We start from the raw sequence: 12748 nt of genomic DNA, 5'->3' as shown, positions 1-12748 counted from the left end.
AAAAACAAATTAGTATGCGGACACGCCAGAAGGAACCCCACCGGAGGAACGCATGTCTGCTCAGCGTGTCGTGATCGGTGTCGACAGCTCGACCCAGGCCACCAAGGCCCTCGCCGTCGACCTGGACACCGGCGCCGTCCTGGGCGAGGGCCGCGCCGCTCACGCCGTCAGCGCGGGCGCCGGACGCGAGAGCGACCCCGAACAGTGGTGGCGGGCGCTTGGCGAGGCCATGGCGGGCACCGGCTGGGCGGATCGCGCCGCCGCCTGCTCGATCGCCGGCCAGCAGCACGGCCTGGTCACCCTCGACGCGGCCGGACGGCCGGTGCGCCCGGCGCTGCTCTGGAACGACGTCCGCTCCGCCCCGCAGGCCGCCGAACTCGCAGCCGCGTTCGGTGCGGCAGAGCTCGCCCGCCGCACCGGAAGCGTCCCCACGGCCGCCTTCACGGCCGCCAAGTGGGTCTGGCTGCACACGAACGAGCGCGCCGCCGCCGACCGCGTCGCGGCCGTCCGGCTTCCCCACGACTTCCTGACGGAGCGCCTGACCGGTGAGGCGGTGACGGACCGCGGAGACGCGTCGGGAACCGGCTGGTGGGGCCCGGACGGCTACGACACCGACGTCCTCGGCCGGATCGGCCTCGACCCCGGGCTGCTGCCGCAGGTCCTCCCGCCGGGAGCCCGGGCGGGCGTCGTCCGAGCCGGGATGCCGCTGCGCAGGGGCGCACTGGTGGCGACCGGGACCGGTGACAACATGGCCGCCGCCCTCGGCCTGGGCCTGACCCCCGGACGTCCGGTGCTGAGCCTCGGTACCTCCGGCACCGTCTACGCCGTCGGCCGGACCCGGCCCACCGACCCGGGCGGAACCGTCGCAGGCTTCGCCGATGCCCTCGGCGGCTGGCTGCCGCTCGCCTGCACGCTCAACTGCACCCTCGCCGTCGACCGCTTCGCCGCCCTCGTCGGCCGCGACCGGGAGGACGTCGAGGGAGGCGGCACGGCGGTGGTGCTTCCCTACCTGGACGGCGAGCGCACCCCCGACCTCCCGGGTGCTTCCGGCCTGGTCCACGGCCTGCGCCACGACACGACGCCGGGCCAGCTGCTCCAGGCCGCCTACGACGGCGCCGCCCACGCCCTGCTCGCGGCCCTGGACGACGTGCTGCGCGCCGGAGGCGAGAGCCCCGCCCCCGGCGAACCACTCCTGCTGATCGGCGGCGGAGCGCGCGGCAGGGCCTGGCAGAGGACCGTCCTGCGACTGTCCGGGCGAGCGGTCCAGGTGCCCGAGGCCCGGGAACTGGTCGCGCTCGGGGCCGCCGCCCAGGCCGCCGCACTGCTCACCGGTGAGCCTGCCGATGCCGTCGCCCGGCGCTGGCGGACCGCCGAGGGCCGGGTACTGGAGCCCGTACCCCCTGACGACGACACGCTCGAACGGATCACCAGTACGCTGCGGCGGGCGCGGGCCTTGCAGGAGGTCCCGCCGGGAGAGCGATAGGAGGGTAGGGCCGATGACGGGGACCGGCAGGGCGAGCGGGGGCGCGGAGGCCGCGCCCGCCTCGCAGCAGGGGATGCGCCGGCGGAACCTCGCGGTGGTGATCGGCGTGGTCGCCGCGCACGGCCCGCTCTCCCGGGCGGACGTGGCCGGGCACACGGGCCTGACCAGGCCGGCCATCTCCTCCATGGCCGACGAGCTCATCGGTCGAGGAGCGCTGACCGAGACGGAGACCGCGCCCAGCGGACGGGTCGGCCGCCCCGGACGGGCGCTGGCCCTGAACGATCGGGGTCCCGCGGGCCTCGGCCTGGAGATCGGCGTCACCCATCTCGCCGCGTGCGTCGTGGACCTGCGCGGTGAACCCCGGGTCTGGCGTCGCGTGGAGCGGGCCAACGCGGGCCGGCCGGCCGGAGAGGTGCTGGCGGAGGCCGCCGCGCTGGGCGCCGAGGCGGAGTCCGAGGCCGCGGCCCTCGGCCTGCGCGTCGAGGGCCGCGTCCTGGCCGTGCCGGGGGTGGTGCCGAACGAGCCGGGCGGACTGGTCGCGAACGCTCCCAACCTCGGCTGGCAAGCCGTCCGCCCCGCCGACCACTGGCCCGACCCCGACACCGCGCCCGAGCCGGAGAACGAAGCCAACCTCGGGGCGCTGGCCGAGCAGTGGTACCAGGGAAACCCCGCCGAGACCTTCGTGCACGTCTCCGCCGAGGCCGGAATCGGTGCCGCACTGGTCATCGGCGGGCAGCTGTTCCGGGGCGCCCGCGGCTACGCGGGCGAACTCGGCCACCTGCCCGTCCACCCGGAGGGCGCCCGTTGCGCCTGCGGGGCGCGCGGTTGCCTGGAGCAGTACGCGGGCGAAGCGGCCGTGCTGCGGGAGGCCGGGCTGGGGCGCGTCGGCGACCCGGTGGCCCTGCTGGCCGAGCGGGCGGGAGCCGGGGACGCGGCGACCCTGCGCGCCCTGGACCGCGCAGGACGGGCCCTGGGCCTCGCCCTCACCTCGGCGGTGAACCTGATCGACCCGGACGGCCTCGTTCTGGGCGGCGCCTACGCCGAACTCGCCGACTGGCTCCTCCCGTCCATACGCGCCGAACTGGCCGCCCGGATCACCGTCCGGCCCTGGACCCCGGAGGCGGTACGACCCTCCGCCCTGGGGCGCCGCGGACCGGTGCTGGGCGCGGCCTGGTCGACCGTCCGAGAGATCATCGCCGATCCCACTCGCCTGCCGGCCCGGTAGTGCTGTGACCGCGTGGGTTCGCCGGGCTGGGGGCCGCCGTTCCCCGGTGTACCGGGGCGGTCAGTCGTCGATCGCGCTCGCAGCGAGTCGCCGCTCGGACAGGCGGCCGGCCACTGCTCCACGGCCGTGATGTGGACGGTCGCGGCCGGTGCCAGGCCGCGCGGACCGTGCCGGGCTTCAACTGGTTCACAGTCCCAGTGCCAGCCGGTAGTAAGCCTGGTTCCAGCGGAGATCGCGCCGGAACTGCTTCGGGGTGGTGGTCTCGTCGATGAGGGCGAGCTCCAGGCGGAGCATTTCCGCCAGGTCGTCGAGGTGGTCGGAGGCCAGGGCGGTGCTGAGGACGGTGTGGTGCGGTCCTCCGGCCGTCAGCCAGGATTCGGTGGAGGTCCGCAGGTCGGGGCGGGGCCGCCAGACCGCGCGGGCGACGGGCAGTGCGGGCAGCGGGTGAGGGGGTGCCACCACGTCGATGTCATTGGCGATCAGGCGGAAGCGGTCGCCGAGGTCGGCGAGCCCGACCACCACGGCCGGGCCGGGTGCCGCGTCGAACACCAGCCGCACCGGGTCCTCCCGCCCGCCGATGCCGAGGGGGTGGATCTCGCAGCTGGGCCTGGAGGCGGCGATGGTGGGGCAGACTTCCAGCATGTGCGCGCCGAGGATGAGCTCGTTGCCGGGTGTCAGGTCGTAGGTGTAGTCCTCCATGAAGGAGGTGCCGCCCGGGAGGCCGGCGGCAGCCACCTTGAGGGCGCGCAGCAGGACGGCGGTCTTCCAGTCGCCCTCTCCTCCGAAGCCGTACCCCTGGGCCATGAGCCGCTGGACCGCGAGGCCGGGCAGCTGGCGCAGTCCGCCCAGGTCCTCGAAGTTGGTGGTGAAGGCCCCGAAGCCGCCCGTTTGGAGGAAGGTGCGCAGGCCGGCTTCGATGCGGGCCGCGTAACGCAGCGCGTCGTGCCGTCCGCCGCCCGGTCGCAGTTCCGGCGCCAGGTCGTACAGGTCGGCGTACTCCTCGACGAGGGAAGCCACGTCGGTCTCGTCCGTGCTGTCGACGACCTTCACCAGGTCGTTGACGCCGTAGGTGTTGACGGAGACGCCCAAGCGCAGCTGGGCCTCGACCTTGTCGCCCTCGGTGACGGCCACGTCGCGCATGTTGTCGCCGAAGCGGGCGACCTTGAGGGTGGCCAGTTCGGATCGTGCGGCGGCCGCCCGCGCCCAGATCGCGACGCGTGCGCTCGTCTCGGGATCGGTGACGTGGCCGGCCACCGTTTTGCGGGGTACGCCCAGACGGGTCTGGATGTGCCCGAACTCGCGGTCTCCGTGGGCGGCTTGGTTGAGGTTCATGAAGTCCATGTCGATGGTGTCCCAGGGCAGGGCCACGTTCGACTGGGTGTGGAGGTGCAGCAACGGCTTGCGCAGCGCGTCCAGTCCGGCGATCCACATCTTGGCCGGCGAGAAGGTGTGCATCCAGGCGATCAGCCCGATGCACCGGTCGTCGGCGTTCGCGTCGAGGCACACCCGGCGGATGGCGTCGGCGTCGGTCAGTACCGGCTTCCACACCACGCGTGCGGGAATGCCGGAGGCGTCGGCCAGCGCGGCGGCGATCTGCAGCGACTGTTCGGCGACCTGCTTCAGCGTCTCCTCCCCGTACAGGCCTTGGCTGCCGGTGAGGAACCAGATTTCCTGGACGGGGGATGTTCGGCTGGGCACATGGACTCCTGAAGGTGACGTCCCGCAACGGTGGTGAGGGCGGCGGGCGGGTGGGAATGCGGGAACGGACAACGGGGCGGGGGTCAGCCCGCGGTGTGGGTCGTGTCGCGGATGTGCCTGAGGCGGTGCAGCAGGCCACCCGTGGCGAAGTGGTCGTGCAGGAGCCGGTATTCGGCGAAGAGGGCGTCGTACGCCTCGGCCCGGGTGGCGTCGGGCAGGTAGACGGCCGGCAGCCGGCGGCCCATGGCGGCGGTGGCCGTCCGTACGTCACCGTGCGCGCCGGCGGCTACGGCGGCGTGGATGGCCGACCCGAGGGCGGGGCCCTGGTCGGACGCGGCCAGGGAGACGGGGCGGCGCAGCACGTCGGAGTAGATCTGCATCAGCAGTTCGTTCTTGGCCAGTCCGCCGGCGACGATGAACTCGTGGACCGGTACGCCGCCTGCTTCCAGGGCCTCCACGATGACGCGGGTGCCGAACGCGGTGGCTTCGAGCAGTGCGCGGTAGACGTCCTCGGGGCGGGTCGCGAGGGTGAGACCCACGATGACTCCGGAGAGGTGGTGGTCGACGAGGACCGAACGGTTGCCGTTGAGCCAGTCGAGGGCGACCAGTCCGTGTCCGCCGACCGGCTGGCCGGCGGCCTTCCGGGTCAGCAGGGTGTGCAGGTCCTCGCCGCGCTCGGCGGACTCGGCGAGGTAGTCCGGCGGGACGCCTTGGTCCAGCACCCAGGCGAAGATGTCGCCGACCGCACTCTGGCCGGCCTCGTAGCCGTAGGTTCCCTCGACGATCCCGCCGGCCACGACACCGCAGATGCCGGGGACGTCGGCGAGGACGGGGGCGTTCACGACGTGGCAGGTGGAGGTCCCCATGATGGCGAGCAGTTGTCCGTCCTCGACGGCCTGGGCCGCCGCCGCGGTGACATGGGCGTCGACGTTGCCCGCGGCCACGGCGATGCCGGGCCGCAGCCCTGTCCACGCTGCCGCCTCCGTACTGAGCGAGCCCACTCGTGAGCCCAGTGCGGAGAGGGGGAATTCGAGGCGGGTGCGTGCGAAGTCGGCGAACCGGGGGTTCAGCGCGGCCAGGTACTCCTCGCTCGGGTAGGCGCCGTCCTGGTGGATGCCCTTGTATCCGGCGGTGCAGGCGTTGCGGGACTCGGTTCCGGTGAGCTGCCACACGATCCAGTCGGCGGCCTCGATCCACCGCGCGCAGCTTTCGTAGACGAGCGGGTCTTCTTCCAGGACCTGGAGCGCCTTCGCGAACTGCCACTCGGCGGAGATCCGGCCGCCGTAGCGGGCGATCCACTTCTCCCCGCGGGCGTGGGCGAGTTCGTTGATGCGGTCGGCATGGGACTGGGCGGCGTGGTGCTTCCACAGCTTGGGCCACGCGTGGGGCCGTCCGGCGAGCTCGGTCTCGGCGAGGGGAGTCCCGTCGGCCAGCGTGGGCAGGACGGTGCAGGCGGTGAAGTCGGTGGCGATGCCGATCACCGCGGCGGGATCGATCCCGGCCGCCGCCAGGGCCTGCGGGACGGCGCGACGCAGTACGTCCCGCCAGTCCTGGGGGTGTTGCAGGGCCCAGTCCGGAGGCAGCGGCGCACCGCCTTGCGGCAGGTATCGGTCGATGACGCCGTGCCGGTAGGGGTGGACCGCCGCGGCCAGCTCCTGACCGTCGCGAACCCGCACCACCACGGCGCGGCCCGACAGGGTGCCGAAGTCGACACCGACCGTGTACTGCTCCGATTCCTCGGAAGGAGGGGCGGGCGCGAGGAGATGGGGTGACGTCAACAGAGTGCCTTTCGAAGGAGCCGTGGGCGGCACGCGGCGCGGCCCGGCAGCCGGAGATGCCGTCCCGACCATCCTGGCGGTCGGCGGAGGATCCGATGAGCTTGCAGTGTGAGCGCTAACAATGTCGATAGGCAAGGGGTCTGCGTGGATCATGTGGGAGACCCTCATGGTGCGGCGGCCTTCGTATACGGGGCCGCGGCTCGATGTGCCTTTGATGCGAGGCGGGTTGAGGTCTCCGATTCGGGTAGGCGGGGTCGATGGTCGCGCGAAGGGATGGAGTCAGCGTTGTTGTCGCACGTGACGGGGTAACGGACAGGTAACGCGCGCAAAGGGGTTGAGAACCCGGCTTGTTAGCGCTCACAATGCGACGGCGCCCCCTCAAGGGCATCCCGCTCCTGTCGCCCCGCCCCCGCCCCCGCCCCCGGCCCCCGCCCCGGCCCCGCCACGCCCATGACCACGGGCGCAGCCCGGCACCGGCCGTGCGGAGCCTCATCCGTAGCCCCCGAAAGGACACCCGTCATGGCTCGCAGAGCAGCCCTCGTCCTTACCGTCGCCCTTCTCGCCTCCTCGGCGCTGACCGCCTGCTCGACCGAGGGTCCCGCCTCCGCCCCGGCCTCCGGGGCCAAGACGGGCTCCGGCGGCACGATCACCATGGGCTTCGCCCAGGTCGGCGCCGAGAGCGGTTGGCGTACCGCCAACACCAAGTCCGTCCAGGAGGCGGCGAAGAAGGCCGGGATCGAACTCAAGTTCTCCGACGCTCAGCAGAAGCAGGAGAACCAGATCAAGGCGATCCGCACCTTCATCCAGCAGAAGGTCGACGTGATCGCCTTCTCGCCGGTCGTGGAGTCCGGCTGGGACACGGTGCTCAAGGAGGCCAAGGACGCGGGCATCCCGGTCATCCTCACCGACCGCGCCGTGGACACCAAGGACACCTCCCTCTACAAGACCTTCCTGGGCTCGGACTTCGTCAAGGAGGGCAAGTCCGCGGGCGAGTGGCTGACCGGCGCGTACGCGAACGAACAGGGCCCGGTCAACATCGTCGAGCTCCAGGGCACCACGGGCTCAGCACCCGCCAACGACCGCAAGGCCGGCTTCGCCGATGCCATCCGTGCCGACGGCAAGTTCAAGATCGTCGCCTCGCAGACGGGCGACTTCACCCGCGCCAAGGGCAAGGAGGTCATGCAGGCGTTCCTGAAGTCCCAGAAGGACATCGACGTCCTCTACGCCCACAACGACGACATGGCCCTCGGCGCCATCCAGGCCATCGAGGAGTCCGGCAAGAAGCCCGGTACGGACATCAAGGTGATCTCGGTGGACGGAATCAAGGACGCCTTCGTCGCCATGACCGAGGGCAAGATCAACGTCGTGGTGGAGTGCAACCCGATGCTCGGCGACCAGCTGATGGAGCTGGCCAAGAAGGTCGTGGCGGGGGAGAGCGTGCCGACCCGGGTCGAGACCCAGGAGGGCGTCTTCCCGCAGGACAAGGCCGCGGCCGCCCTGCCGTCCCGGAACTACTGACGCGACAGGTTTTGGTGCCGGAGGAGGCCCGGCTCCGGTGCCTCCTTCACCCTCCGGAGCCCGCTCCACCACCCCACACATGAGAGGAGGGCGGATGACGCATCCGTCCACCCCGCCGGCCACGGGCGCCGGCGGCCCGCGGCCGGTCCTGGAAGCCCACGACATCCGCAAGCGGTTCCCGGGCGTGCTCGCCCTCGACGGAGTCGCCCTGCGGCTCTTCCCCGGTGAGGTGCACGCCCTGATGGGCGAGAACGGTGCCGGGAAGTCCACCTTGATCAAGGTGCTCACCGGTGTCCACCCCGCCGACGGCGGCGCCGTCCTCGTGGACGGCCGGCCCCACGCGTTCACGGACCCCCTCCAGGCGCAACAGGCCGGAATCAGCACCGTTTACCAGGAGGTCAACCTCTGCCCGAACATCTCGGTAGCCGAGAACATCCTCATCGGGCGCGAACCGCGCCGGTTCGGTCTCATCCGCTGGTCCGCGATGCGGCAGCGGGCGGCAGAGCTGCTGACGGAACTCGACCTCGATCTGGACGTCACCAGTCTGCTCGATTCGCACTCCCTGGCGGTGCAGCAACTGGTCGCCATCGTCCGGGCGGTGGACGTCTCGGCGAAGGTGCTCGTGCTGGACGAACCCACCTCCAGCCTGGATCGCGAGGAGGTCGCCCAGCTCTTCACCCTGGTGCGGCGCCTGCGGGACCGCGGTGTGGCCATCCTGTTCGTCACGCACTTCCTCGACCAGGTATTCGACCTCTGCGACCGCGTCACCATCCTGCGCAACGGCCGGCTGGAAGGCGAGTACCCGATCGGGGAACTCACGCCGGTGACGCTGGTACAGCGCATGATCGGCGGAGAACTGGCCACCCTCGACCAGCTGTCCGGCCGTGCCCACGAGGAAGCGGCCGAACGGGCGGCCGGCGAGCCTTTCCTCCAGGCCCGACAGCTGACCCGTACGGGCTCGATCGAACCGTACGACCTTGACATCCATCCCGGCGAGGTCATCGGACTGGCCGGCCTCCTGGGCTCGGGCCGCACCGAGGTGGCGCGCCTCCTGTTCGGCGCGGACAGCGCGGACGCCGGAGAAGTGAGCATCGAGGGCGAGAAGGTGGTCCTGCGCAGCCCCCGCCACGCCATCGCCCGGGGCATCGCGTTCTGTTCCGAGAACCGCAAGTCCGAGGGACTGGTGGGCGAGCTCACGGTCCGCGAGAACATCGTCCTCGCCCTGCAGGCCGCCCGCGGCTGGACCAGGCCGCTGGCCCGTGCGAAGCAGGACGAACTGGCGCGGCACTGGACAGAGGCCCTGGACATCCGCCCCGCCGACCCCGAAGCGCAGGTGCGCCACCTCAGCGGAGGCAACCAGCAGAAGGTCCTCCTCGCCCGCTGGCTGCTGACCGCACCCCGGCTCCTGATCCTCGACGAACCCACCCGGGGCATCGACATCGGGGCCAAGGCGGAGATCCAGAAACTCGTGGCCCGCCTGGCGGGCGAAGGCACCGCCGTGCTGTTCATCTCGGCGGAACTCGAAGAGGTCCTGCGCCTGAGCCACCGCATCGCCGTGCTCCGCGACCACCGCATGGTGGCCACCCTCGCGAACGACGACACCGTCACGCCCGAACGCCTCCTCACCACCATCGCCACCGGAACGGACTCATGACCACCCAGCCCGCCAAGTCCGAGGCGGCCGCCGCGATCGGGAGACGGCTGGCCGGCCACCGCCTGCTGTGGCCCGCGCTCATCCTGCTCGCCCTGCTCCTCGGCAACCTCGCGTTCCACCACGACTTCTTCTCCGTCCGCGTACGCGACGGCCATCTCTACGGCAGCCTCATCGACATCCTCCAGTTCGGTGCGCCACTCATCCTGGTGGCGCTCGGCATGACCCTGGTCATCGCCACCCGCGGGATCGACCTCTCGGTGGGTTCCACCGTCGCCATCGCCGGCGCCCTCGCCTGCGGGCACATCTCCACCGCCGCGCATCCCGGCAGCGTCGCCACTCTGCTCACGGCCGTCGCCCTCGCGCTCGGCGTCGCCCTCGTGCTGGGCCTGGCCAACGGCTTCCTGGTGTCCGGGCTGGGGATGCAGCCCATCGTGGCCACCTTGATCCTCATGGTCGCGGGCCGCGGCGTCGCCCAGCTGATCACGGACGGCCAGATCGTCACGGTGACCAGCGCCCCCTACAAAATGATCGGCGGGGGCTACTGGCTGACCTTCCCGTTCGCCGTCCTCCTGGCGGCCGCCCTCGTCGCGCTCACCGCCCTCGTCACCCGCCGCAGCGCACTCGGCATGCTGATCGAGTCCGTCGGCGGCAACCCCGCCGCCAGCCGCCTGGTCGGCATCCGCGCCGGCGGCCTGCTCGCCCTGGTCTACGTCTTCAGCGCCCTGTGCGCCGCCGTCGCCGGACTGATGATCAGCTCCAACGTCTCCAGCGCCGACGGCAACAACGCCGGCCTGTGGATCGAGCTCGACGCGATCCTCGCCGTCGTCGTCGGCGGCACCGCACTGACCGGAGGACGCTTCTCCCTCGGCGGCACCGTCCTGGGCGCCCTGATCATCCAGACCCTGTCGACCACCGTCTACACCCTCGGCGTCCCACCCGAGACCACCCTCGTCTTCAAGGCCTTCGTCGTCATCGTCGTCTGCCTCGTGCAGGCCCCGGCCTTCCGGGCCAAGGTCCTGCGCCGCCGCAGGACGACCACTCCCCGATCCCACACCACGGCGGGCGCCGCCCCGCTGCAGCAGGAGGTACGCGCATGAGTACCGGCATCGCGAGCGCCGCCGCGCACCTCACCCGCCCCTTCGCGACCGTGTCCCCGCGCACCCGCACCCGTATCCCACTGATCGTCACGGCCGTCCTGCTGGCCGTCATGTTCAGCGTCGGATCGGTGCGCTACGAGGGCTTCCTCTCGGCGCAAGTCGTACTGAACCTGCTGATCGACAACGGATTCCTCCTGGTCGTCGCGGTCGGGGCGACCTTCGTCATCCTCACCGGCGGCATCGATCTGTCCGTCGGCTCCATGGTGGCCCTGTCGACCATGCTCACCGCCTGGCTGGTCGAGTCGCACGGCTGGCCCCTGGCCACCGTCATCCCCCTGGTCCTGCTCGTCGGCGCCGGGAGCGGGACGCTCATGGGCTGGATCATCCACACCTTCGAGATCCAGCCGTTCATCGTCACCCTGGCCGGCATGTTCCTCGCCCGCGGGCTCTGCTACACGATCAGCACCGAATCCATCACGATCAGCGACCCCACGACGGCGGGAATCGCGCAGACCCGGCTGTACGGCCCGGGAGGACTGTTCGTCTCGATCCCGGTGGTCATCGCCCTGGCCGTGCTGGTGATCGCCTTCGTCGTCCTGCACCACACACGCTTCGGCCGCAACGTGTACGCGCTGGGCGGCAACGAGTCCTCCGCCCGGCTGATGGGTCTTCCGACGGGCTCCACCAAGATCGCCGCATACGCCGTCAGCGGCCTGTGCTCCGCACTCGGCGGCCTGCTGCTGACCTTTTACATGCTCTCCGGCTACGCCCTCCACGCCATGGGCATGGAACTCGACGCGATCGCCGCCACCGTGATCGGCGGCACGCTGCTGACCGGAGGCTCCGGCTTCGTCCTGGGCACCGCCCTCGGCGTGCTCGTCCTCGGCACGATCCAGACGGTGGTCAACTTCCAGGGCACGCTCAGCTCCTGGTGGACCCGGATCGTCATCGGTGCCCTGCTGCTCGTGTTCATCGTGCTGCAACGCCTGATGAGCGGCCGCCGCCCCGCCGTCGACTGACTCCGGCTCCGCAGCCCACCCGCCCGTGCCACCGCGTTCGCGTGCCGCGATCACAGCTCGGTCCCGGCGCGCATCCGGTGGACCGACTTCCAGGGAATGCCGTCATGGAACACGCATACGAATCTGTCGACCAGGCCGCCGAGCCCAGGCAGACGGCCGCCTGTCCGCGGACGGTCCGCCCCCTGCGTCTGGACGATGGCGGAACGGGGGAGAGGTGGCGGTTCGGCTTCCCCGGCAGGGCCCGTGCCGAGGTCCACACCCGCGGCGCCCGGCTCCGTTCACTGATCCTGCCGGACCGCTGGGGCCACACCGCTGACGTGGTGCTCGCGCCCCGCGACCCCGCCGCCTGCGAGGGTTCCGCACGCTACTTCGGTGCGACGGTTGGCCGTTACGCCAACCGCATCGCACGCGGCGGGCTCGTAGTCGACGGCGTCACCCACCGGCTCGCCACCCAGGAGACCGGGCACACATTGCACGGTGGTCCCGACGGGTTCGACCAGCGCCTGTGGCGGTGCGAACCCTTCCACTCGGCGCACCGCACCGGTGTCCGTCTGTTCCTGCACAGCCCCGACGGCGACCAGGGATTCCCCGGTGCCCTGAACGTGCGCCTCACCTACACGCTGGACCGCGACGACAACCTGACGATGTCGTACCAGGCGGTCGCCGACGCCCCGACGGTCGTCAACCTCACCAACCACGCCTACTGGAACCTCGAAGGGGAGGGGCGCGGCAACGTCCTGGCCCACCACCTCCAGGTCGCGGCCCCCCTGTACACCCCCGTCGACGCCGAGTTGATCCCCGACGGCTCCCACCGCCCGGTCAGCGACACCCCGTTCGACCTCCGCCGGCACCGGCGTCTCTCCGACTCCTTGACCCATACGGAGGCGCAACTTGCCCTCGCCGGCGGAGGCTTCGATCACAACTGGGTCCTCGACGACGCCCGGCGAGACAGTCCTCGTAAGGCCGCTGTGCTGTACGCCCCCGCATCCGGCCGCCGCATGGAGGTGCGCACCACGGAACCGGGCATCCAGGTCTACACCGCGCAAGGCCTGACCGGTGACATCACGGGCAAGGCAGGCAGGCCGTACCACGCCTACGCGGGGGTCGCGCTGGAGACCCAGCACTTCCCGGACTCCCCGAACCGCCCCGACTACCCGACGGTCGTCCTGCGCCCGGGCGAGCTGTACCGGTCGACCACGATCCACAGTTTCACCACGGTCGCCGCCTGAGAGGGGCGGCGGCGGCCGTAGCCGCTGTCCGGTGCCGGGGGGCACCG

9 protein-coding genes are annotated in these 12748 nt (G+C 71.6%); 7 read left to right on the top strand and 2 right to left on the bottom strand.

From position 1 onward, the window contains the following. Positions 1 to 52 precede the first annotated feature (52 nt). Together xylB and AB0D48_RS32505 are read left to right on the top strand one after the other, a co-directional pair. A complete protein-coding gene (gene xylB / locus AB0D48_RS32510; protein WP_362405184.1) occupies positions 53 to 1483 on the top strand; it encodes a xylulokinase in 1431 nt (476 codons plus the stop codon). A gap of 13 nt (positions 1484 to 1496) precedes the next feature. Further along, positions 1497 to 2708: an ROK family protein gene (locus tag AB0D48_RS32505; protein ID WP_362405181.1), complete on the top strand. Its 1212-nt coding sequence runs from the start codon at positions 1497 to 1499 to the stop codon at positions 2706 to 2708. Positions 2709 to 2894: 186 nt separating this feature from the next. On the opposite strand, the gene araA is transcribed toward AB0D48_RS32505, so the two are convergent. Both araA and AB0D48_RS32495 read right to left on the bottom strand, forming a co-directional pair. Further along, a complete protein-coding gene (gene araA / locus AB0D48_RS32500; RefSeq protein WP_362405178.1) occupies positions 2895 to 4406 on the bottom strand; it encodes an L-arabinose isomerase in 1512 nt (503 codons plus the stop codon). 83 nt (positions 4407 to 4489) lie between these two features. Then, positions 4490 to 6184 carry a ribulokinase gene (locus tag AB0D48_RS32495; protein WP_362405175.1) on the bottom strand — a complete coding sequence of 565 codons (1695 nt, stop codon included), beginning with the start codon at positions 6182 to 6184 and terminating at the stop codon, positions 4490 to 4492. 519 nt (positions 6185 to 6703) lie between these two features. On the opposite strand from AB0D48_RS32495, the gene AB0D48_RS32490 reads away from it, so the two are divergent. The 5 genes from AB0D48_RS32490 to AB0D48_RS32470 all read left to right on the top strand — a co-directional run bounded on the left by AB0D48_RS32490 (position 6704) and on the right by AB0D48_RS32470 (position 12701). After that, a complete protein-coding gene (locus tag AB0D48_RS32490; RefSeq protein WP_112447263.1) occupies positions 6704 to 7702 on the top strand; it encodes an ABC transporter substrate-binding protein in 999 nt (332 codons plus the stop codon). Between the two features lie 94 nt (positions 7703 to 7796). Further along, entirely contained in the window at positions 7797 to 9356 is a 1560-nt protein-coding gene (locus tag AB0D48_RS32485) for a sugar ABC transporter ATP-binding protein (RefSeq protein ID WP_362405172.1), read from the top strand. Continuing rightward, positions 9353 to 10453, top strand: a complete 1101-nt coding sequence (locus AB0D48_RS32480; RefSeq protein WP_362405169.1) for an ABC transporter permease — start codon at positions 9353 to 9355, stop codon at positions 10451 to 10453. Before AB0D48_RS32485 ends, AB0D48_RS32480 begins: the two co-directional genes overlap by 4 nt. Then, complete coding sequence (gene yjfF, locus AB0D48_RS32475; RefSeq protein WP_362405166.1) at positions 10450 to 11472, top strand: galactofuranose ABC transporter, permease protein YjfF; 1023 nt, start codon at positions 10450 to 10452, stop codon at positions 11470 to 11472. The genes AB0D48_RS32480 and yjfF overlap by 4 nt, the downstream gene beginning before the upstream one ends. Before the next feature lie 104 nt (positions 11473 to 11576). Next, positions 11577 to 12701 (top strand): aldose epimerase family protein, encoded by a 1125-nt coding sequence (locus AB0D48_RS32470; RefSeq protein WP_362405163.1) that lies wholly within the window; start codon positions 11577 to 11579, stop codon positions 12699 to 12701. Positions 12702 to 12748: the final 47 nt, after the last annotated feature.

Source organism: Streptomyces sp. NPDC048269 (assembly GCF_040652395.1).
Lineage (GTDB): Bacteria > Actinomycetota > Actinomycetes > Streptomycetales > Streptomycetaceae > Streptomyces.
This window is presented reverse-complemented; position numbering and strand designations above follow the sequence as displayed.

Excerpts from the sequence above, each read along its gene's own strand:
- AB0D48_RS32470 (WP_362405163.1), top strand. The coding sequence starts at position 11,577 with ATGGAACACGCATACGAATCTGTCGACCAGGCCGCCGAGCCCAGGCAG.
- AB0D48_RS32490 (WP_112447263.1), top strand. The coding sequence starts at position 6,704 with ATGGCTCGCAGAGCAGCCCTCGTCCTTACCGTCGCCCTTCTCGCCTCC.
- AB0D48_RS32485 (WP_362405172.1), top strand. The coding sequence starts at position 7,797 with ATGACGCATCCGTCCACCCCGCCGGCCACGGGCGCCGGCGGCCCGCGG.
- AB0D48_RS32480 (WP_362405169.1), top strand. The coding sequence starts at position 9,353 with ATGACCACCCAGCCCGCCAAGTCCGAGGCGGCCGCCGCGATCGGGAGA.
- yjfF (WP_362405166.1), top strand. The coding sequence starts at position 10,450 with ATGAGTACCGGCATCGCGAGCGCCGCCGCGCACCTCACCCGCCCCTTC.
- AB0D48_RS32505 (WP_362405181.1), top strand. The coding sequence starts at position 1,497 with ATGACGGGGACCGGCAGGGCGAGCGGGGGCGCGGAGGCCGCGCCCGCC.
- xylB (WP_362405184.1), top strand. The coding sequence starts at position 53 with ATGTCTGCTCAGCGTGTCGTGATCGGTGTCGACAGCTCGACCCAGGCC.